Here is a 21,913-nt window from a genome sequence, read left to right on the forward strand (position 1 = left end):
CCCCCCCCCCCCCCCCCCCCCCCCCCCCCCCCCCCCCCCCCCCCCCCCCCCCCCCCCCCCCCCCCCCCCCCCCCCCCCCCCCCCCCCCCCCCCCCCCCCCCCCCCCCCCCCCCCCCCCCCCCGCCGCGAGGACGGCGGGGCACGACGGCGCGACTGCGGGCGGGACCGGGGGTCCTCCGTCAGTCGACGAGGTCGAGGGCCGCGCCGACCACCGAGTCGACGTCGAGGCCGTGGTACCGGTACACGCTGTCGAGGTCGCCGCTCTGGCCGAAGCGCGTCACGCCCAGGTGCGCGGCCGGCACCCCGCGCAGGCCGGCGAGGAACGCCAGCGTGTGCGGGTGGCCGTCGAGGACGGTGACCAGCGGGGTGGCCCGGTCGGCCGGGAAGACGCTGTCGAGCACCCACGGCGAGGCGTCGTCGAGGCCGCGGCGCGCCTGGGCGGCGCGGAACAGCAGCCCGGGGCTGGTCACCACGACGACGTCGGCCGGGAAGCCGAGCCCGTCGAGCCGCTCGGCGGCGGCCAGCGCCTCGGGGACGAGCGCCCCCATCGCGGCCAGCGTCACCGCCGGGCGGGGCACCCGCCGCAGCGGGTAGGCCCCCGCCACCACCTGACGGCGGCGCCGCTCGCGGGCCGCGCCGTCGACCGGCACCGCGGCCAGCGCCTGGTCCACCGGCCGGGTGGACAGCCGCAGGTAGGCCGACTGCCCGCCCGGGCGGCCCATCTGCCCGAGCGCGGCGAGCACGCACCACTCGGTGTCGAGAGCGAAGGCCGGTTCGTAGGTCAGGCAGCCGGGCTGTTCCAGGCCGATCGACGGCGTGGTGATCGACTGGTGCGCCCCGCCCTCCGGGGCCAGCGTCACACCCGACGGCGTCCCCACCAGCAGCGACTGCCCGCCGGCGTAGATGGTGAACGACCACGGCTCCAGCGCCCGCTCCACGAACGGGTCGTAGAGGACGCCGATGGGCAGCAGCGGCTGGCCCCAGCGCGACCAGGTGGCGCCGAGCTCGCCGATCGCGCCCACCAGGTTGGTCTCGGCGATGCCGAGCTCGACGTGCTGGCCCGAGGGCCGCTCGCGCCAGTGCAGGATCGTCTCGGCGTCGTCGGCGAACCAGTCGCGGCGGTCCTCGTGCGACCAGACGCCGACCTTGTTCACCCAGCCGCCGAGGTTGGTCGAGCTCGACACGTCGGGGCTGACGGTGACCACCCGGCGGCCCACCTCGGGCGCGGCGCGGTTGAGGTCGAGCAGGGTGCGGCCGAGCGCCGCCTGCGTGGTGGCCGTGCCCGAGGGGGTGCGGCCGAGGTCGGCGGGGACGTCGGGCGCGGGCGCGCTGCCGGCCGCCGGGCGGGCGAGCCGGGCGGCCGCGGCGGCCAGCAGCTCCGCGGGCCGGCTGCCGGCCGGGAACCCGGCCCAGGGCTGCGCCGGGTCGACGCCGACGCGCGCGGCGAGCTCCTGCAGCTGGGCCTCGGTGAGCAGCGCGGAGTGGTTCTGCGGGTGGCCCTCGGTGGCCAGGCCGTAGCCCTTGAGCGTGTAGGCGATGACGACGGTGGGGCGGGTGTCGTCGATCTGCGCGAACGCCGTCCGCAGCGCGCTGAGGTCGTGGCCGCCGAGGTTACGCACCGCGGCGAGCAGGTCGGCGTCGGCCACCCCGTCGACGAGCCCGGCGATCGCGGCCGCCCCCGGCCCCTCCCCCGGCAGCTCGCGGCGGACCTCCTCGGCGGTGCGGCGCAGCAGCCGCTGGTACTCGGCGTTGCTCATGCCGTCGATGCGGTCGCGCAGCTCCGGGCCGCCGGGGCGGGTGTAGAGCTCCTCGAGCAGCGCGCCGTACTTGACGGTGAGCACCTGCCAGCCGGCCGCGGTGAACATGCCCTGCAGCCGGGTGGCGCCCATGGTGGGGACGACGCGGTCCAGCGACTGCCGGTTGAGGTCGACGATCCAGTTCACCTCGCCGAGCTCGGCCACCATCGGGTCGAGCACGGCCTCCCAGACCGCGCCCTCGTCGAGCTCGGCGTCACCGACCAGCGACCACTGCCGCCCGGTGCCCCCGGCGCCGAACTGGGTGTTGACGTAGCGGCGGGCCAGCGCGCCCCAGATCGGCGCGGTGGCCCCGATGCCGACCGAGCCGGTGGAGTAGTCGGCCGGGACGGGGTCCTTCAGGCGCGACGGGTAGGACTGCAGCCCGCCGAACGCGCGCAGCGTCGTCAGCCAGGAGGCGTCGAGCTGCCCGAGCAGGAACTCCAGCGCGTGCAGCACCGGGGAGGCGTGCGGCTTCACCGACACCCGGTCCTCGGCGGTCAGCTGCTCCAGCCACAGCGCGGTCATGATCGTGACCATCGAGGCGCTGGAGGCCTGGTGGCCGCCGACCTTGAGCCCGGTCGGGTTCGGGCGCACCCGGTTGGCGTGGTCGACGACCGCCGTGGCGAGCCACAGCACGCGCTGCTCGATCTCGCGCAGGGCGGCGTCGTCGGCGCCGGTGGCGGGCGGGCGCGGGGCGGCGAGCGTCATGGGTCTCCCGTCGGTGGGTGGAGGGCCAGCATGACGCGGGACCGGGGGTCCCCCACCGCGCGGCCCGGTGTGCCAGCGTGCTCCCCCGTGACCGCCCCGGACCGCACGACCCTGCTGCGCTCGCTGTACGCGGCGTTCAACGCCCGCGAGATCGACGCGGTGCTCGCCGCCATGTCCCCCGCCGTCGACTGGCCCAACGGCTGGGAGGGCGGCCGCGTGCACGGCCACGACGGCGTCCGCGGCTACTGGGAACGCCAGTGGGCGCAGATCCGGCCACTGGTGCGCCCGACCGGGTTCGACGCCCGGCCGGACGGCTCGGTCGCGGTGACCGTGGCCCTCACCGTCCGCGACCCGGGCGGGACGGTGCTGTCCCGGGAGACGGTGCGGCACGTGTACCGGTTCGACGGCGACGGCCTGGTGACCCGGATGGACGTCGAACGGACGGGCACCGAGCGGTAGGTGCCCCCGGCGCCGGGGCCGGGGGCACCCGGCCGGTCACGGCACGAGGATCGCGCGCCCACGCACCTTGCCGGCGTCGAGGTCGCGGATGGCGTCCACGGCGCGGTCGAGCGGGTACTGCTGGGTGTGCAGGGTGACCTTCCCGGCCTGGGCGAGCACCATCAGCTCGGCGAGGTCGGTGTAGGTGCCGACGATGTTGCCGACGACGTTCTTCTCGCCGGCGACGAACTCCAGCGTCGGGATCCGCAGCTCGCCGCCGTAGCCGATGACGTAGAGCGAGCCCGCCGGGCCGGTCATCCGCCAGCCGTCCATCTCCGCGCCCTGCTCGGCGACGAAGTCGAAGACGACGTCGGCGCCGCCGCCGGTGAGCTCCTGCACCGCCCGCACCTGGTCGCCGTCGGCCACCACGGTCTCGTCGGCGCCGATCTGCCGGGCGAGCTCGAGCGCGTCGGGGTTGCGGTCCACCACGACGACGCGGGTGCCCGACAGCGCCGCCAGGCACTGGACGCCGATGTGCCCGAGCCCGCCGGCGCCCTGCACGACCGCGGTCGTCCCGGGGTGCAGCAGCGGCAGCGCCTTGCGGACGGCGTGGTAGGCGGTGATCCCCGCGTCGGCGAGCGCGGCGACGTCGGCCGGGTTCGTCGACGGGTCGAGCTTCACGCAGGCGCGGGCGGTGGTGCGCAGGTACTCCGCCATCCCCCCGTCGTCGTTCGAGAGCCCCGGGAAGAACGCGTTCTCGCACTGCATGTCCCGCCCGGCGCGGCAGGCGGAGCAGAGCCCGCAGCTGGGCTGCGGGTGCAGGATCACGGTGTCGCCGACGGCGACGTTGGTGACGCCCTCCCCCACCGCGTGCACCCAGCCGGCGTTCTCGTGGCCGATGACGTAGGGCAGGTCCGGGTTCTGGAGATCGGCCCACTGGCCCTCGAGGATGTGCAGGTCGGTGCGGCACACCCCGGCGCCGCCGATCTTGACGATCACGTCGAGGGGCTCCCGCAGCTGCGGTTCCGGGATGTCGTCGAGCGAGGGGTCGGCGTGGTACTCGTGCACGCGCACGGCCTTCATCTAGCGCACCTCCAGGGGGATGAGCGGACGGTCGTCGGGGCGGGGGGTCTGGTCGGCCTCCGACCCCGGGTAACGGGTGGTGAGCAGGCCGCGGCAGAAGTGCGCGTTGCCGTCGACCGAGATGCGCACCGAGCGGGCCCGCCGCAGCACCATCGGCGCGTCGGCGGCATCGGGCCGGGTGCCGTCCTCGCGGAGCAGCACCGGGTCGGCGTCGCCGGCCGGCAGCCCGAGGGCCGCCCGCCGGCGGCGCAGGCCCTCGGCGGCGTCGGCCGGGAGGTCGGCGAGGGTGACCGCCCGGACGTCGGCCGACGGGTCGGCGCGCAGCAGCGCGGTGAGCGCCCGCTCCATGGCCGCGGTGTGCGCCTTGCGGACGAAGGTCGCCCGCAGCTCGTCCAGCGACTCCTCGGCCTCGTGCCCGAAGGTGCCGCGGTAGCCGAGCCCGGCGGCCAGCCCGCGGTTGATCAGGTCGGAGTCGGAATGGTCGTCGAGCTCCACCACCACCCGTCCGACCCCCGGGACGGCGGAGACGGCGTCGTGTGCGTCGGACACCATGAGCCAGGCGAAGTTCGGCGCGCAGAACGAGGTGGGCAGCCGCAGGTGCACCTCGACGGCGCCGCCGTCCGGGGAGTCGTCGACGGCCACCGAGCGGACGAACCCCAGGTCGGTGATCGGCTCGTCGAGCTCGGGGTCGACGACGGTGCCCAGCGCCGCGCGCACCGCCGCCTCGTCGACCCGGGTCGCGGGGCGGGGCAGGACCGCCGTCATCAGACGCTCGCCAGGTCGGCCGCGGCCGGCTCGCGCGGGCCGGTCTCGGTCTCGTCGGCCTCCGGCAGCCGCAGGTGCTCGGGCACGGGGAGGTCGTAGAGGCGGGCGGCGTTGAGGCCGAGCACCTTCTTCTTCTGCGCGACGGTGATGGGCGCGTACTCCGGGCTCATGTCCTCGGGGATCTGGAAGTCCACGAACTTCTCGACCAGCCACCTCGGCGTCCAGAGCGCGTAGTCGCTGGAGAACAGGATCCGGTCCTCGCCCAGCCAGTAGAGGAGCTCGCCCATGATCTGCGCGAAGTACCGCGGGCGGGTGTGGATGAACGGGATGGCGACCGCGAGGCCGGCGACGACGTTGGGCTCCTGGGTGGCGATCCAGCAGAAGTCCTCGAGGCGGGGCAGGCCGCAGTGCTCGACGACGAAGGTCAGGTCCGGGAAGTCGGTGGCCACGTGGTCGACGTCGGCCACGTCGAAGGCGTCGCGGTCCAGCGGGCGGATCGTCGGGCCCTTGTGGATGTGGATGTTCCTGATGCCGAGTTCCTGCGACAGCTCCAGGTAGCGCTGGGCCATCGGGTCGGTGAGCTTCCAGCCGCGGGACTCGCCGTGCCAGTCGGCGGTGTAGAGCTTCACGCCGGTGAGGTGCATGCGCTCGGCGGCGGCGCGCAGCGCGTCGAGGCCGTTCTCGCCGTCGCGCGGGTCCCAGTAGTGGTTGTAGGTCAGCTTGTCCGGATGGGCCTGGGCGAGGGCGAAGGCCTCCTCGGTCTGCCCGAAGCCGCGGTGGTAGAACTCCGCGAGCCGGGCCGGCTGGAAGACCGCGTGGTCGACGATGCCGTCGGCGAACACGTCGCGCATCAGCCGCTCGCCGCCCTGGTAGAGGTACTCCTCGTAGCCCCAGACCTCGGACTCCGGGGACAGGTTGCGGTGGTAGTCGTAGAAGCAGTCGATGAACTGCTTGCCGTGGACGTTGCGCTGGTTCTCCGGCCGCGCGTCCCACAGCGCGATGTGCGCGTCCACCACGTAGTACTGCTCGCCGTCCTTGGTGTACATCCGTCGGCCTCCGTCGGCTCCGGTCGTGAGCTGGGTCACGTGCTCGCCGCCGACGCTAGGGCGGCCGCGCCGCCGTGCACCCCCTCCGGCCGTCTCACTCTGAGACACCTCGGCACCCGCCCCGCCGCGTACATTGCCGTGACACAGGCCACAGCGGGAGGCGACCGTGGACGAGCCGGCCGGACCCGCGCCGCTGCCCGACCCCGCCCTCGCGCGGCGCCGCGGGACGGCGCCCCGGGTGCGCGCGTCCTGGCGGCGCAGCCAGGGCTACGGGGTGCCGCCGGACGAGGTGGTGCCGGTGTTCACCGGCTCCCCGGACACCGGCTCCCTGCTCTACGAGTGCGCCCACCGGGTGCTCAGCGACCTGCAGACGACGATCGCCAACGAGCCGGTGAGCCTGATGGTCGCCGACCCCGCCGGGTTCGTGCTGGCCCGCCTCGGCGACGACGCCTCGATCTCCCGGGCGCTGGACCGGGTGCACCTGGCGCCGGGCTTCTCCTACAGCGAGCGGCACGCCGGCACCAACGGCCTGGGGCTGTCGCTGGCCGACCGGGCGCCGACGCTGGTGCGCGCCGCCGACCACTGGGTGACCGACCTGCGCGGCTACACCTGCGCCGCGGCGCCCGTGCTCGAGCCCGGCACCGGGGAGCTCGCGGGCAGCATCAACCTCACCACCTGGTCGGACTCCTCCTCCGAGCTGCTGCTGGGCCTGGCGCAGACCGCGGCCAGCGCCACCAGCGCGCTCATGGCGGTGCGCAGCGGCGGCCGCCTCGTGCGCCCGGCGCCGCGCGGGGAGGTGTTCCGCGTGGTCGGCGGGTCGCTGGCCCCCGACGACGGCGACCCGTGCGTCACCCCCGCCTGGCGCACCGCCGTCGACCGGGCCGCGGTCGCGGTCTCCTCCGGGGCCGGGACGGTCGTCGTCGGCGAGCCCGGCGCCGGCAAGGCGACCCTGGCGGCGCTCGCCCGGCGGCGCCTGGCCGGACGGCAGCGGCTGCTGCACGCCCGCGCGCCGGAGGCCGGCGACGTCGCGCCGTGGCTGGAGCTGTGGACGCCGGAGCTGCGTGACGCCCACACCTGCGTGATCGTCTCCGGGCTGCACCGGCTGCCGGCGTGGGCGGCCGGGGAGCTCGCGCACGTGCTCGCGGCGGTGCGGCGCGCCGGGCGGCCGCAGCCGTTCGTGCTCACCGCGCCGGACTACGGCGCGCTGCCGGACCCGGTGGCCCGGCTGGTCGACGCCGTCGTCGAGGCGCCCGCGCTGCGCGACCGGGCCGACGACGTGCTGCCGCTGGCCTCGTGGACCGCGCGCCGGGAGCGGCACCGCGAGGTGGCCTTCACCCCCCGCGCCGCGCGGGCGCTGACCGGCTACGCGTGGCCGGGCAACGTCGCGCAGCTGCGCCGCGTGGTGCGCGAGGCGGTGACCCGGGCCGACGTCGTCGACGTGTCCCACCTGGCGCCGGAGGTGCTCGACGGCGGCGGCCGGGCGCTGACCCGCCTGGAGCGGCTCGAGCGCGACGAGATCGTGCGGTGCCTGACCGAGCCCGGGACGACGATGACCCGCGTGGCCGAGGAGCTCGGCATCGGCCGGGCCACCCTCTACCGCAAGATCGCCCAGTACCGGATCACCGTCCCCGACCGCTGAGGCCGCCCGCCGAGCCGGACCGCTCGGCCCGTCCGCCGTCCCGCTCCGGGGGCCGTGGCGTCCCGGCCGCCCTAGGGTCGGGCGCAGGAGGTGGGGCGGTGTCGGACGGGCTCTACATCACGGGCAGCGAGCCGGCGACGGGGAAGTCGGCGGTCGCCCTCGGCCTGTTCGACCTGCTGGCGCGGCGCGTGGGCCGGCTCGGGGTCTTCCGGCCGGTGGTGCGCAGCCGCGACGAGCCCGACCGGGTGGTCGACCTGCTGCTCCCCCGCGCGCCGGGGTCCCCGCCGTACGAGGCCTCGCTGGGCGTCACCTACGCCGAGGTGCTCGCCGACGAGGACCGGGCGCTGTCGGAGGTGGTCGCCCGGTACCGCGCGCTGGCGGCCCGGTGCGACCGGGTGCTGGTCGTCGGCACCGACTTCGGCGAGGCGGGCGCGGCCCGCGAGCTCTCCCTCAACGCGCGGATCGCGGTGAACCTCGGCCTGCCGGTGGTGTGCACGGTCTCCGGGCACGGCCGCGACGCCGCCGAGGTGGACCGCGCCGTCGACGTGGGCACCGACGCGCTGCGCCGGGCCGGCTGCGACGTCGTGGCGGTGGTCGTCAACCGGGTCGCCCCTGGCGAGCACGCCGCCGTCCGGGAGTCCCTGGCCGGGCGGGAGCCCGCCGCCTGGGCGCTGCCCGACGTGCCCGCGCTGACCGCGCCGACGATGGCCGAGATCGCCCGCGCCTGCGACGCCCGGGTGCTCGTGGGCGACGCCGCGGCCCTGCGCCGGGAGACCTCCGGCGTGCTGGTGGCCGCGATGACCGTGCCGAACCTGCTCGACCGGCTCGTCGACGACGTCGTGGTGATCACCCCGGGCGACCGGGCCGACGTGCTGCTCGGCGTCCTCGCCGCGCACCTGTCCGACGCCCTGCCGCAGCCCGCGGGCCTGGTGCTCACCGGCGGCCTGGAGCCCGCGGGGAGCGTGCTGGAGCTGGTGCGGCGCCTGCCCACGGTCGTGCCCGTGGTGCTCACCGACCTCGACACCCACGCGACGACGACGGTGGCCGACACCGTGCCCGGGTGGCTGAACGCCGAGGCGCCGCGCAAGGTCGACGTCGCGCTGGCGCTGTTCGAGGAGCACGTCGACGGCGCGGCGCTGCTCGACCGGGCCGAGGTGCACCGCGCCCGGGTGACCACGCCGCTGATGTTCGAGCACGGGCTGCTGGACCGGGCGCGCGCCGACCGCCGGCACGTCGTGCTGCCCGAGGGCACCGACGAGCGGGTGCTGCAGGCCGCCGACCGGCTGCTGCGGCGCGGGGTCGTCGACCTGACCCTGCTCGGCGACCCCGCCGAGGTGCGGGCCGCCGCCGTCCGCGCCGGGGCCGACGTGTCCGCGGCGCGGGTGCTCGACCCCTGTGACCCGGCGCTGCGCGAGGAGCTCGCCGTCGAGTACGCCCGCCGGCGCGCGCACCGCGGCGTGACCATGGACGCCGCCCGCGACGTCGTCGTCGACGTGTCCTACGCGGGCACGCTGATGGTGGCGCTCGGCATGGCCGACGGCATGGTGTCCGGGGCGACGCACACGACCGCGCAGACGATCCGCCCGGCGCTGGAGCTGATCCGCACCACCGAGGGCGTGTCGATCGTGTCCAGCGTGTTCTTCATGTGCCTGGCCGACCGGGTGCTGGTCTACGGCGACTGCGCGGTCAACGTGCACCCGGACGCCGAGCAGCTGGCCGAGATCGCGGTGACCTCGGCGGGCACGGCGGCCCGCTTCGGTGTCGAGCCGCGGGTGGCGATGCTGTCCTACTCCACCGGGGAGTCCGGCAGCGGCGCCGACGTCGACCGGGTGCGCGCCGCCACCGAGCTGGTGCGCGGGCGGGCGCCGGACCTGTCGGTGGAGGGGCCGATCCAGTACGACGCCGCCGTCGACGCCGGGGTGGCGCGCACCAAGCTGCCCGGGAGCGCGGTGGCCGGCCGGGCGACGGTGTTCGTCTTCCCCGACCTGAACACCGGCAACAACACCTACAAGGCGGTGCAGCGCAGCGCGGGCGCTGTGGCGGTCGGCCCGGTGCTGCAGGGCCTGCGCAAGCCGGTCAACGACCTGTCCCGCGGCGCCACGGTGCAGGACATCGTGAACACGGTGGCGATCACGGCGATCCAGGCGCAGGACCCGGCGCTCGACGGCACGGCGCAGGGGGACGCGTGAGCGGGCGGGTGCTGGTCGTCAACGCGGGCTCGTCGTCGCTGAAGTACCGGCTGGTCGACGTCGCCGCCGGGGAGGCGCTGGCCTGGGGGCTGGCCGAGCGGGTGGGGCAGCCCTCCGGGCGGCTCACCCACTCCCTGCCCGGCCGGGAGCCCGACGTGGTGGAGCGGCCGCTGCCCGACCACGGGGTGGCGCTGGGCGCGGCGCTGGAGGCGTTCGACCGCTCGGGTCCCCGGCTGGCCGACGCCGGGCTCGTGGCCGTGGCGCACCGGGTGGTGCACGGCGGCGACCGGTTCTCCGCGCCGGTGCGGGTGGACGACGACGTGCTGCGGGCGGTCCGCGAGCTCGCCACGCTGGCGCCGCTGCACAACCCGGTCAACGCCACCGGCATCGAGGTGGCGCGCCGCGCCTTCCCGGGGCTGCCGCACGTGGCGGTCTTCGACACCGCCTTCCATGCGACGCTGCCGCCGGAGGCGTACACCTACGCCGTCCCGCCGCAGTGGGCGCGGGACCACGGCGTGCGGCGCTACGGGTTCCACGGCACCTCGCACGCCTACGTCTCCCGCGCCGTCGCGGATTTGCTCGGACGCCCGCCGGAGGCGGTGAACACCGTCGTGCTGCACCTGGGCAACGGGGCGAGCGCCACCGCCGTCGCCGGCGGCCGCAGCGTGGACACCTCGATGGGCATGACGCCGCTGGAGGGACTGGTGATGGGCACCCGCTCCGGCGACGTCGACCCCGCCGTCGTGGCGCACCTGCACCGGGTGGCCGGGCTCGGGCCCGACGACGTCGACCGGGCGCTCAACTCCTCCAGCGGCATGCTGGCGCTGGCCGGCACCAACGACCTGCGCGAGGTGCACCGCCGCATCGCCGAGGGCGACGCCTTCGCCGCCCTGGCGCTCGACGTGTTCTGCCACCGGGTGCGCAAGTACGTGGGCGCCTACCTGGCGGTGCTGGGCCGCACCGACGCGATCGCGTTCACCGGGGGCATCGGCGAGAACGACCCGGTGGTGCGGTCGCGGTCGCTGGCCGGGTTGGAGCCGCTGGGCATCCGGCTCGACGAGGAGGCCAACGCCGAGCGGGTCCCGGGCGCCCGGCGGATCTCGGCCGGGGACGGCCCGGTCGCCGTCCTGGTGGTCCCCACCGACGAGGAGCTGGAGATGGCCCGCCAGGCCGTCGCCCTCCTCGAGGGCCAATAGCGCGACAAGTGCCCGCGGGTCCGCCGTCCCCGGGGGACGGCGGACCCGGGTCACTCAGTCGTCGTCGGTGCGGTAGCCCAGGTTCGGCGCGAGCCAGCGCTCGGCCTCCGCGAGCGTCCAGCCCTTGCGGCGGGCGTAGTCCTCGACCTGGTCGCGGCCGACCCGGCCCAGGTTGAAGTACCGCGACGCGGGGTGGGAGAAGTACAGCCCGCTCACCGCCGCGCCCGGCCACATGGCCATGCTCTCGGTGAGCTGGATGCCGGCGGTGGACTCGACGTCGAGCAGCGACCAGATGGTGAGCTTCTCGGTGTGCTCCGGGCAGGCGGGGTAGCCCGGCGCCGGGCGGATGCCGTGGTACTTCTCCGCGATGAGGGCGTCGGCGTCGAGGTGCTCGTCGGGGGCGTAGCCCCAGTACTCCGTGCGCACCCGCTCGTGCAGCCGCTCGGCGAAGGCCTCGGCGAGCCGGTCGGCGAGCGCCTCCAGCATGATCGCGCTGTAGTCGTCGTTCGCCTCCTTGAACGCCGTGACCCGCTCCGCCGAGCCGATGCCGGCGGTCACCGCGAAGGCCCCGACGTAGTCGCGCAGGCCGGTCGAGCGGGGCGCGACGAAGTCGGCCAGCGACTTGCGGGGAGACCCGTCCCGCCCCTCGGTCTGCTGGCGCAGCTGGTGCAGCGTCGTCAGGACCTCGCGGCGCGACTCGTCGGTGTAGACCTCCAGGTCGTCACCGCCGACCTGGTTGGCCGGGAACAGGCCGAAGACCCCGTTGGCGGTCAGCCACCGCTCCGCGACGATCCGGTCGAGCATCTCCTGCGCGTCCTCGTAGAGCCGGCGCGCGGCCTCCCCGGTGGTCGGGTTGTGCAGGATATCGGGGAACCGGCCGCGCATCTCCCAGGCGTTGAAGAACGGCTGCCAGTCGATGTAGCCGCGCAGCTCCTCCAGCGGATAGTCGGGCAGGGTGCGGACGAACTGGGTGGCCACGTGCCGGACGTGGTCGCACGCCGGCCCGGCGCAGGCGTCCAACGCCTGCTGCTGCAGCATGCGGGGGCGCGGCGGGGTGTAGGCGCTCCAGTCGATCGGCGTGGCCGCGGCGCGCGCGGCCTCGATCGGCAGCAGCGCCCGGGTGTCCTGGCGGGCGGCGTGCCGCTCGCGCAGCGCCGCGTACTCCGCGTCGGTCTGGGCCAGCAGCGCCGGCCGCTGCTCGTCGGACAGCAGCGCCGCGACGACGGGCACCGACCGCGAGGCGTCCTTCACCCAGATGACCGGCCCGTGGTACCGCTGCGCGATCTTGACGGCGGTGTGCGCCCGGGACGTCGTCGCGCCGCCGATGAGCAGCGGGACCTCGAAGCCCTGCCGCTCCATCTCCGAGGCCAGCGTGACCATCTCGTCCAGGGACGGCGTGATCAGCCCGGACAGGCCGATGACGTCGGCGCCCTCGGCCTTGGCGGCGTCGAGGATCTTCTGCGGCGGCACCATCACGCCGAGGTCGACGACGTCGTAGTTGTTGCACTGCAGCACGACGCCGACGATGTTCTTGCCGATGTCGTGGACGTCGCCCTTCGCCGTCGCCATGACGACCTTGCCGTTGGTCCGCTCGGCGTCCCCGGGCTGCTTCTCGGCCTCGATGTGCGGGATGAGGTGGGCGACGGCCTTCTTCATCACGCGGGCGGACTTGACCACCTGCGGCAGGAACATCTTGCCGGCGCCGAACAGGTCGCCGACGACGTTCATGCCGTCCATGAGCGGGCCCTCGATGACCTCGATGGGCCGGCCGCCGCGCGCGGCGATCTCGACGCGCAGCTCCTCGGTGTCGTCCTCGACGAACGCGTCGATGCCCTTGACCAGCGCGTGGGTGATCCGCTCCCCCGCCGGCAGGGACCGCCACTCCTCGGTGGCGACCTCCTTCACCGCGCCGTCGCCGGCGTAGTCCCCGGCGATCTCGAGCAGGCGCTCGGTGCTGTCGGGACGGCGGTTGAGCACCACGTCCTCGATGCGCTCGCGCAGCAGCTCGGGGACCTCGCTGTACACCTCGAGCTGGCCGGCGTTGACGATCGCCATGTCCAGCCCCGCGGCGATCGCGTGGTAGAGGAAGACCGAGTGGATGGCCTCCCGCACGGGGTTGTTGCCCCGGAAGGAGAACGACACGTTCGAGACGCCGCCGGAGACCAGCGCGCCGGGCAGGTTCTGCTTGATCCATCGGGTCGACTCGATGAAGTCCAGCCCGTAGTTCGCGTGCTCCTCGATGCCCGTGGCGACGGCGAAGATGTTCGGGTCGAAGATGACGTCCTCGGCCGGGAACCCGACCTGGTCCACGAGGACGTCGTAGGCGCGCTTGCAGATCTGCGTGCGGCGCTCCAGGTTGTCGCCCTGCCCGTCCTCGTCGAAGGCCATGACGACGACCGCGGCGCCGTACTTGCGGCACAGCCGCGCGTGGTGGACGAACTCCTCCTCGCCGTTCTTCAGCGAGATGGAGTTGACGATCGCCTTGCCCTGGATGTTCTTGAGGCCGGCCTCCATGACCTCCCACTTGGAGGAGTCGACCATGACGGGCACGCGGGAGATGTCGGGCTCGGAGGCGATCAGCTTGGTGAAGCGGTCCATCGCCGCGACGCCGTCGATCATCCCCTCGTCCATGTTGACGTCGATGACCTGCGCGCCGGCCTCGACCTGCTGGCGCGCCACGGCCAGGGCCGCCGGGTAGTCGCCGGCCTTGATGAGGTTGCGGAAGCGCGCGGAGCCGGTGATGTTGGTGCGCTCGCCGACGTTGACGAACAGCGAGTCCTCGGTGACGACGAGCGGCTCGAGACCCGACAGCCGCAGCGCGGGCCGCGCCTCGACCGGCGTGCGCGGGCGCTTGCCCTCCACGGCGGCGGCGATCGCGGCGATGTGCGCCGGGGTGGTGCCGCAGCAGCCGCCGACGAGGTTGACGAACCCGCTGTCGGCGAACTCCTCGAGCACCGCCGCGGTCTCCTCGGGCGACTCGTCGTACTCGCCGAAGGCGTTGGGCAGGCCGGCGTTCGGGTAGCAGGACACGAACGTGTCGGCCACCCGCGCCATCTCGGCGACGTAGGGCCGCATCTCCTTCGCCCCGAGGGCGCAGTTGAGGCCCACGAGCAGCGGCCGGACGTGCCGGATCGAGTTCCAGAAGGCCTCGGTGACCTGGCCGGACAGCGTCCGCCCCGACGCGTCGGTGATGGTGCCGGAGACGATCACCGGCCAGCGGCGGCCGCGCTGCTCGAACAGCGTCTCCAGGGCGAAGATGGCCGCCTTGGCGTTGAGCGTGTCGAAGACCGTCTCGACCATCAGCGCGTCCGCGCCGCCGTCCACCAGCCCGTTCGCCTGCTCGAGGTAGGCCTCGACTAGCTCGTCGAAGCTGACGTTGCGGGCGCCCGGGTCGTTCACGTCGGGCGAGATCGACGCCGTCCGGGTGGTGGGGCCGATCGCGCCGGCGACGTAGCGCGGCCTGTCCGGGGTGCGCGCGGTGGCGGCGTCGGCCTCGCGGCGGGCCAGCCGGGCGGCGGCCTCGTTGATCTCCCGGGACAGCTCGGCCATGCCGTAGTCGGCGAGGGACACGGCGTTGGCGTTGAAGGTGTTGGTCTCGATGACGTCGGCGCCGGCGTCGAGGTACTCGCGGTGGATGCCGGCGATGATCTCGGGCCGGGTGAGCACCAGCAGGTCGTTGTTGCCCTGCAGGTCGCTCGGCCAGTCGGCGAACCGCTCGCCGCGGTAGCCGGCCTCGCTGGGCCGGTCGCGCTGGATGGCCGTCCCCATCGCGCCGTCGAGCACGAGGATCCGCTGCTCGAGCAGGGCGGTGAGCTCCGCGGTGGCGTCGGGGCGGAGCTGCGGGATCTCGGTCACGGGCGTCCTCGGGGTCGCGGGGCGGGCGGGGCCTGTGCTGCAGCAGCAGCCGCCGGCGCGCCGGTGTTCCCGGGACGTCCCGGCGGGCCGACGTCATCCTCCCATCCCCGATCCACCGGGACGGGGAGCGCGACCGACGTAGGCTCGGAGAGTGACCGACCCGCAGTCCGCTCCCGACGACCTGCCCCAGCTGAACCGGCCGGTGGCGGTGGTCGCCTTCGAGGGCTGGAACGACGCCGGGGACGCCGCCACGGGCGCGCTCGAGCACCTCGAGCTGATCTGGGACGCCACCCCGCTCGCGGCGCTGGACCCCGAGGACTACTACGACTTCCAGGTCAACCGGCCGTCGGTCTCCCTGGTCGGGGGCGTGAGCCGGCGCGTCGAGTGGCCCACCACCCGTGTCTCGGTGGCCCGCCCGCCCGGCAGCGACCGCGACGTCGTGCTGATCCGCGGCATCGAGCCGAACATGCGCTGGCGCGGGTTCTGCGCCGAGCTGATCGAGCTGTGCCAGGAGCTCGAGGTGGAGACCGTCGTCGCGCTCGGCGCCCTGCTCGCCGACACGCCGCACACCCGGCCCACCCCGGTGACCGGCTCGGCCTACGACGCCGAGTCCGCCGAGCGCTGGGGCCTGGAGACCTCCCGTTACGAGGGGCCCACCGGCATCCTCGGGATCTTCCAGGACGCGTGCGTGCAGGCCGGGCTGCCGGCGATCAGCTTCTGGGCCGCCGTCCCCCACTACGTCTCCCAGCCGCCGTCGCCGCGCGCCACCGTCGCGCTGCTGCAGCGGGTGGAGGAGGTGCTCGAGCTGACGGTGCCGCTCGGCGCACTCCCCCAGCAGGCGGACGAGTGGGTCAAGACGGTCGACGAGATGGCCCAGGAGGACGCCGAGGTCGTCGAATACGTGCGCTCGCTGGAGGAGCGCGCCACCGAGAGCGACCTCTCGCAGGCCAACGGCGACCAGATCGCCCGCGAGTTCGAGCGCTACCTGCGCCGGCGGGGCTCCTCCCCCAACTGACGGCCCGGTCCGCCTCCCCGCCGCGGGGGGCGGACCACCAGTCGATTCGCTAGTTGGGGATAACGGCCGAACCGGCGCCAATGACGGCGTTCCTCGTCCGTTGCCGGTGCTGCAGGACCGGCAACGGACGAGCAACCCCGGCAATCCCCCACTCCTGGGGTGCTTTCCGATCCCCCGGGGTCCTACAGCGCCCCGGTGAACCGTGGACCACCCCAGGAGCGGGGCGGACCGAGCGGTCGTACTCGGTGATCCAGCTGTTCAGCCGCCGGCGTACGCCGAGGTGACGTGCCGTGAGCCTGACCTCGTCGCCGGGGCCGAGCAGGGCGCGGTCGGGCTGAGAACCGCCCGCTCACCGCTGGCCGCTGTCGACGCGGCCTGCACGTCGGCCCACACCTCGAGGTCGAACGCTCCCTCCGGCACGGCGCACCGGGGCGACCACTCGACGACGGCTACTGCTGGCGGAGGAGCGGGGCCATCCGGGCGGCGGCGTCGTCGTCGAAGAGCCGGTCGTGCAGGCGCAGCGCGAACCGGTCGGTCATCCCGGAGACGTGGTCGACCACCTGGGTGACCAGGTCGGCCTGGGTGTCGCGATAGGTGGCCGGGATGAGCTCGGGGTGCGCGAGGTGGTGGTCGACGAGCCGGCGGATGACGTCGACGGCGAGCTGCTTCTGCCCGGCCGCGGTCTCCGACAGGTACACCCGCTGGAACATGAACGCCCGCAGCTCGTGCATCGCGCCCAGGGCCTCCGGGGCCATCACCACCGAACCGCCGTCGGCCAGGGCCCCCTCGACGACGGCGTCGACCATCGCCCCCACCATCGCGCTGCCGGGCTCGCCGAACGCGGCCCGCGCGACGGCGGGCAGGTCGCCGGGCTGCAGCACCCCGGCCCGGACGGCGTCGAGCGCGTCGTGCGAGAGGTAGGCGATCCGGTCGGCGTAGCGCACGCACTCCCCCTCGCGCGTGGCCGGCGGCGGGGCGATCTTCCAGCTGTGCGCGCGGATCCCGTCGCGCACCTCCCACGTCAGGTTGAGGTGCTCGAGCACCTCCACGATCCGCACGCCCTGCGCCGCGTGGTGCCAGCCGCCGGGGACGTAGGGGTCGAAGGCGTCCTCGCCGATGTGCCCGAACGGCGAGTGGCCGACGTCGTGGCCGAGCGCGATCGCCTCGGCCAGCGTCTCGTTGAGCCCGAGCGCGCGGGCGATCGCGCGGGCCACCTGGGTGACCTGCAGCGTGTGGGTGAGCCGGGTGACGAAGTGGTCGCCGTCGGGGTTCAGGAAGACCTGCGTCTTGTGCTTGAGCCGGCGGAAGGCCTTGGCGTGCAGGATCCGGTCGCGGTCGCGCTCGAAGGCGGTGCGCAGCGCGTCCTCGGGCTCGGCAACGGCGCGGCCGCGGGTGGCCGCCGAGCGGGTGGCCGCCGGCGCGAGCCCGGACTCCTCCGCCTCGCGCGCGGCGCGGTCGGTGAGCATGAACCCCCCGGCGGCGGGGCCACCCGGGGAGCCGCCGCCGGCCATCAGCCGTCCTGCAGCGCGGGGTCGACCTCGATGCCGAGGAGCGCGTCGACGGCGTCGGCCACCACCGCGGGGGCGCCCTCGTCGGTCTCCCCCTCCCCGGCCAGCGTGGCGGCCGCCCAGGCGTCGACGGCGGCGATGGCGCCGGGGCTGTCGAGGTCGTCGGCGAGCCGCTCGCGCAGCGCCGAGAGCAGCGGCGCGGCCGGGGCACCGGCGGCGCGGGCCACCGCGCGGCGCCAGGTGGCCAGCCGCTGCTCGGCGTCGGCGAGCAGGTCCGGCGTCCAGGCGCGGTCGGTGCGGTAGTGGCCCGACAGCAGCGCCAGCCGGATCGCCATCGGGTCGACGCCCTCGCCGCGCAGCTTGGAGACGAAGACCAGGTTGCCGCGGCTCTTGCTCATCTTCTCGCCGTCCAGGCCGATCATCGCCGCGTGCACGTAGGCCCGGGCGAACGGCTTGGTCGCGGTGAGCGCCTCGGCGTGCACGGCGGAGTACTCGTGGTGCGGGAAGACCAGGTCGCTGCCGCCGCCCTGGACGTCGAAGCCCATGCCGATGGTGTCCAGCGCGATCGCGGCGCACTCGATGTGCCAGCCGGGGCGGCCGGCGGTGCCGCGCGGCCCTGCCCAGGACGGCTCGCCCTCGCGGGCGCCGCGCCACAGCAGCGGGTCGAGCCGGTTGCGCTTGCCCGGGCGGTCGGGGTCGCCGCCGCGCTCGGCCGACAGCGCGAGCATCGTCGTCTCGTCGTAGCCGGACTCCTCGCCGAAGCCGGGCGCCTGCGCGACGTCGTGGTAGACGTCGCCGGTGCCGTCGTCGAGGACGTAGGCCAGGCCCTCGTCGAGCAGCGTCTCCACGTGGGCGACGATCAGCGGGATGGCGGCCACCGCGCCGACGTAGTCGTCGGGCGGGAGCACCCGCAGCGCCGTCATGTCCTCGCGGAACAGCGCGGTCTCCCGCATGCCGAGCACGATCCAGTCCTCGCCGTCGCGGTCTGCGCGCTCGAGCAGCGGGTCGTCGATGTCGGTGACGTTCTGCACGTAGTGGACGGCGTGCCCGGCGTCGCGCCAGAGCCGGTTCACCAGGTCGAAGGCCAGGTAGGTGGCCGCGTGCCCGAGGTGGGTGGCGTCGTAGGGCGTGATGCCGCAGACGTAGATCCGCGCGACCGGGCCGGGCTCGGTGGCCACGACCTCCCCGCGGGCGGTGTCGAACAGCCGCAGGACGGGGCCGGGGCCCGGGATGGTCGGGAGGAGCGGGGCGGGCCAGGCGAGCACGACGCCGAGCCTAGTTGCGTGCCCGCCCTCACCCCCGCCGACGACGTGCCTGTGGACGCCGTCAGTCGTCCTCGTCCACCCAGTCCAGCGTGCGCGCGACCGCCTTCTGCCACTTGCGGTAGTAGCGCTCGCGCTGCTCGACCGGCATCGACGGCGTCCACCGGCGGTCCTCGGCCCACTGGGCGGTGAGCTCGTCGAGGCCGGACCAGAAGCCGACGGCGAGGCCCGCGGCGTAGGCGGCGCCCAGCGCGGTGGTCTCGGCGATCCGCGGCCGGACGACGTCGACGCCGAGCACGTCGGCCTGGAACTGCATGAGCAGCTCGTTGACCACCATCCCGCCGTCGACCCGCAGCTCCCGCAGCGGCACCCCGCTGTCGGCGTCCATGGCCTCCACCACCTCGCGGGTCTGGTAGGCGGTGGACTCCAGCACCGCGCGCGCGAGGTGGCCGCGGTCGACGTAGCGGGTGAGCCCGACGAGCGCGCCGCGGGCGTCGGAGCGCCAGTGCGGGGCGAACAGGCCGGAGAAGGCGGGCACGAAGTAGGCGCCGCCGTTGTCGTCCACCGAGCGGGCGACCGCCTCGATCTCGCCGGCGCCGCCGATGACCCGCAGGTTGTCGCGCAGCCACTGCACCAGCGAGCCGGTGACCGCGATCGACCCCTCCAGCGCGTACACCGGCCGCTCCTCGCCCAGCCGGTAGCAGACGGTCGTGAGCAGGCCGTTCTCCGAGCGGACCGCCGTCTCCCCGGTGTTGAGCAGCAGGAAGTTGCCGGTGCCGTAGGTGTTCTTCGCCGTCCCCGGGGTGAAGCAGACCTGCCCGAAGGTGGCCGCCTGCTGGTCGCCGAGCGAGCCGGCCACCGGCACCCCGGCCAGCGCGCCGGCCTTCCGGCCCTCGCCGTACACCTCGGAGTTGGAGCGGATCTCCGGCAGCATCGACGTCGGGATGCGCAGGTCGGCGGCGATCGACTCGTCCCACTGCAGGGTGTGCAGGTCCATGAGCAGCGTGCGCGAGGCGTTGGTGACGTCGGTGAGGTGCAGGCCGCCGTCGGGGCCGCCGGTGAGGTTCCACAGCAGCCAGCTGTCGATCGTGCCCATGAGCAGGTCGCCGCGCTCGGCCCGCTCGCGGGCGCCGTCGACGTTGTCGAGCACCCAGGTGACCTTGGGGCCCGCGAAGTAGGTGGCCAGCGGCAGGCCGGTGCGGTCCTTGTAGCGGTCGGCGCCGCCGCCGAGCTCACCGAGTTGCTGGCAGATCGCGTCGGTGCGGGTGTCCTGCCAGACGATCGCGTTGTACACCGGCTCGCCGGTGTGCCGGTCCCAGACGACGGCGGTCTCGCGCTGGTTGGTCAGCCCGACGGCGGCCAGGTCGCCGGCGACGGCGTTCGCCCGGGCCAGCGCCAGCCCGACGACCTCGCGGGTGTTGGTCCAGATCTCCACCGGGTCGTGCTCCACCCAGCCGGCGCGCGGGAACAGCTGGCGGTGCTCCTCCTGGGCGCTCGCGACCACCGCGCCGGCGGGGTCGAAGAGGATGCAGCGGGTGCTGGTGGTGCCCTGGTCGATGGCGGCGACGTACCGGGTCAACGGGGACCTTCCAGTCGGGGGACGGCTCAGGCGACCGGCGCGAACGGCCGGATCTCGGGGGCCTGCAGGCGGGCGCGCTCGGCGGAGGTGTCGTCGGGCATGGCCTCCGCGGCCCGCTCGGCCTCCACGCGGGCGAGGTAGGTGGCGACCTCGCGCTCGGTCTGCCCGTCGTCCCAGCCGAGGAGACCGGCCATGAGCTCGGCGGCGGGGCGGGCCGACGCCGTCCCCCGGTCGGACTGCTCGTAGGACAGCCGGGTGCGGCGGGTGAGCACGTCCTCCAGGTGCAGCGCGCCCTCGGCGGTGACGGCGTAGACGACCTCGGCGCGGACGTAGTCCGGCGCGCCCTCCAGCGGTCGGCCGAGCTCGGGGTCGGCGTCGACGAGGGCGAGCAGCTCGTCGACGAGGCTGCCGTAGCGGTCGAGCAGGTGCTCCACGCGGGTCTCGGTCCAGCCGTGCGCGCGGGCGAGGTGGGCCTTGCGGTTCCAGCGCACCCGGTAGCCGTCGGCGCCGGCCAGCGGCAGCTCCTCGGTGAGCGAGGCCGGGACCGGCGCGTCGGGGTCCTCGCCGGGCGCCCGGTCGGCCAGCGCCATGTCGACGACGTCACGGGCCATGACGCGGTAGGTCGTGTACTTGCCGCCGGCGATCACGGTCAGGCCCGGGCGCACGGTGGCGACGGTGTGCTCGCGCGACACCCGCGTCGTCGCCTCGCCGTCCTCCCCCACGGGCTGCAGCAACGGGCGCAGGCCGGTGTAGACGCCGAGGACGTCGTCGCGGGTGAGCGGCCGCTCGAGCACCGCGTTGGCGTGCTCCAGCAGGTAGTCGACGTCGGCGGCGGAGGCCACCGGGTGGTCCTTCGCGAGGTCCCAGGGGGTGTCGGTCGTGCCGATCACCCAGTGGGTGGGCCACGGGATGATGAACAGCACGCTCTTCTCGGTGCGCAGGATGAACCCGTCCTCGCCGGCGATCACCTCGCGCGGCACGGCGATGTGCACGCCCTTGGAGGCCCGCACGGTGAGGCCCTGGGCGGCGAAGAGCTCCTGGGTCTGGTCGGTCCACACGCCGGTGGCGCCGACGACGTGGCGGGCGCGGATCTCCAGCTCCCGGCCGGTCTCCAGGTCGACCGCGCGCACGCCCGCGACCCGGCCGTCCTCCTCCAGGTAGCCGACGACCTGGGTGCGGCTGGCGGCCAGCGCCCCGTGGCCGACGGCGGTGCGCACGAGCACCTGCACGAGCCGGGCGTCGTCGACCTTGGCGTCCCAGTAGCGGATGGCGCCGACGGCGACGTCGTCCTTCAGCGACGGCGCGATGCGGCGCAGCTCCTTCTTCGACACGTGCCGGTGCAGCGGGACGCCGTGCCCGCCGACGCGGCCGAGCAGCCCGCCGAGGGTGTCGTAGAGGGCGATGCCCGCGCCGGTGTAGGCGCGCTCCCACACCCGGTGGCGCAGCGGGTAGAGGAACGGCACCGGGTGCACCAGGTGCGGGGCGAGCCGGCCGACGAGCAGGCCGCGCTCGTGCAGCGCCTCGCGGACCAGGGCGAAGTCGAGCATCTCCAGGTAGCGCAGCCCGCCGTGGACCAGCTTGCTGGCCCGGCTGGAGGTGCCCGAAGCCCAGTCGCGCTGCTCGACCAGGCCCACCGACAGGCCGCGGCTGGCCGCGTCGAGGGCGGCGCCCGCGCCGGTGACCCCGCCGCCGATGACCAGGACGTCGAGCACGTCGGCGGACATGCGGGCCAGGGCGGCCGTGCGGACCTCGGGCGAGAGGGCGGTGGACACCGGGGAGCACTCCTGCGGGGACGGGACCGGCCGGGCGACACCGCAAGCTTCCCCTGCCGGGA

14 protein-coding genes are annotated in these 21,913 nt (G+C 74.9%); 5 read left to right on the top strand and 9 right to left on the bottom strand.

Going from position 1 to position 21,913, the window contains the following annotated elements:
* Positions 1 to 179 precede the first annotated feature (179 nt).
* Positions 180 to 2,504 carry a transketolase-like TK C-terminal-containing protein gene (locus ACI78R_RS09400; protein WP_457040505.1) on the bottom strand — a complete coding sequence of 775 codons (2,325 nt, stop codon included), beginning with the start codon at positions 2,502 to 2,504 and terminating at the stop codon, positions 180 to 182.
* A gap of 87 nt (positions 2,505 to 2,591) precedes the next feature.
* Between ACI78R_RS09400 and ACI78R_RS09405 the strand changes: the two genes are divergently transcribed.
* On the top strand, positions 2,592 to 2,963 hold the full coding sequence (locus ACI78R_RS09405) for a nuclear transport factor 2 family protein (RefSeq protein ID WP_457040506.1): 372 nt from the start codon (positions 2,592 to 2,594) through the stop codon (positions 2,961 to 2,963).
* Positions 2,964 to 2,999: 36 nt separating this feature from the next.
* Here the strand turns inward: ACI78R_RS09405 and ACI78R_RS09410 are convergent, their stop codons facing one another.
* From ACI78R_RS09410 to ACI78R_RS09420, 3 genes are read right to left on the bottom strand one after another with little or no spacing between them, the layout of a single operon-like run.
* On the bottom strand, positions 3,000 to 4,025 hold the full coding sequence (locus ACI78R_RS09410; protein ID WP_457040507.1) for an NAD(P)-dependent alcohol dehydrogenase: 1,026 nt from the start codon (positions 4,023 to 4,025) through the stop codon (positions 3,000 to 3,002).
* Positions 4,026 to 4,790 carry a metal-sulfur cluster assembly factor gene (locus ACI78R_RS09415; protein WP_457040508.1) on the bottom strand — a complete coding sequence of 255 codons (765 nt, stop codon included), beginning with the start codon at positions 4,788 to 4,790 and terminating at the stop codon, positions 4,026 to 4,028.
* Entirely contained in the window at positions 4,790 to 5,836 is a 1,047-nt protein-coding gene (locus ACI78R_RS09420) for an amidohydrolase family protein (RefSeq protein ID WP_073419875.1), read from the bottom strand. Before ACI78R_RS09420 ends, ACI78R_RS09415 begins: the two co-directional genes overlap by 1 nt.
* Positions 5,837 to 6,002: 166 nt before the next feature.
* On the opposite strand from ACI78R_RS09420, the gene ACI78R_RS09425 reads away from it, so the two are divergent.
* From ACI78R_RS09425 to ACI78R_RS09435, 3 genes are all read left to right on the top strand, one after another.
* Positions 6,003 to 7,475, top strand: coding sequence for an AAA-type ATPase lid domain-containing protein (locus tag ACI78R_RS09425; protein ID WP_457040509.1), 1,473 nt, complete (start codon positions 6,003 to 6,005; stop codon positions 7,473 to 7,475).
* Positions 7,476 to 7,573: 98 nt separating this feature from the next.
* Complete coding sequence (gene pta / locus ACI78R_RS09430; protein ID WP_457040510.1) at positions 7,574 to 9,664, top strand: phosphate acetyltransferase; 2,091 nt, start codon at positions 7,574 to 7,576, stop codon at positions 9,662 to 9,664.
* Positions 9,661 to 10,860 (top strand): acetate/propionate family kinase, encoded by a 1,200-nt coding sequence (locus ACI78R_RS09435; protein WP_457040511.1) that lies wholly within the window; start codon positions 9,661 to 9,663, stop codon positions 10,858 to 10,860. Before pta ends, ACI78R_RS09435 begins: the two co-directional genes overlap by 4 nt.
* 54 nt (positions 10,861 to 10,914) lie before the next feature.
* On the opposite strand, the gene metH is transcribed toward ACI78R_RS09435, so the two are convergent.
* A complete protein-coding gene (gene metH, locus ACI78R_RS09440) occupies positions 10,915 to 14,715 on the bottom strand; it encodes a methionine synthase (protein WP_457040512.1) in 3,801 nt (1,266 codons plus the stop codon).
* Positions 14,716 to 14,866: 151 nt separating this feature from the next.
* Here metH and ACI78R_RS09445 point away from each other — a divergent pair, with 151 nt between their 5' ends.
* Positions 14,867 to 15,730 (top strand): PAC2 family protein, encoded by an 864-nt coding sequence (locus ACI78R_RS09445; protein ID WP_457040513.1) that lies wholly within the window; start codon positions 14,867 to 14,869, stop codon positions 15,728 to 15,730.
* A gap of 449 nt (positions 15,731 to 16,179) precedes the next feature.
* On the opposite strand, the gene ACI78R_RS09450 is transcribed toward ACI78R_RS09445, so the two are convergent.
* From ACI78R_RS09450 to ACI78R_RS09465, 4 genes are all read right to left on the bottom strand, one after another.
* Entirely contained in the window at positions 16,180 to 17,241 is a 1,062-nt protein-coding gene (locus tag ACI78R_RS09450) for an HD domain-containing protein (RefSeq protein ID WP_457040514.1), read from the bottom strand.
* Positions 17,241 to 18,503 (bottom strand): cysteine--1-D-myo-inosityl 2-amino-2-deoxy-alpha-D-glucopyranoside ligase, encoded by a 1,263-nt coding sequence (mshC, locus tag ACI78R_RS09455; RefSeq protein WP_457040515.1) that lies wholly within the window; start codon positions 18,501 to 18,503, stop codon positions 17,241 to 17,243. The genes ACI78R_RS09450 and mshC overlap by 1 nt, the downstream gene beginning before the upstream one ends.
* A gap of 61 nt (positions 18,504 to 18,564) precedes the next feature.
* Positions 18,565 to 20,079, bottom strand: a complete 1,515-nt coding sequence (gene glpK / locus ACI78R_RS09460) for a glycerol kinase GlpK (protein ID WP_457040516.1) — start codon at positions 20,077 to 20,079, stop codon at positions 18,565 to 18,567.
* Between the two features lie 26 nt (positions 20,080 to 20,105).
* The gene (locus ACI78R_RS09465; protein ID WP_073419882.1) at positions 20,106 to 21,851 is read right to left on the bottom strand and encodes a glycerol-3-phosphate dehydrogenase/oxidase; all 1,746 of its coding nucleotides are present in this window, start codon (positions 21,849 to 21,851) and stop codon (positions 20,106 to 20,108) included.
* Positions 21,852 to 21,913: the final 62 nt, after the last annotated feature.

The organism is Geodermatophilus sp. SYSU D01106 (assembly GCF_054049995.1).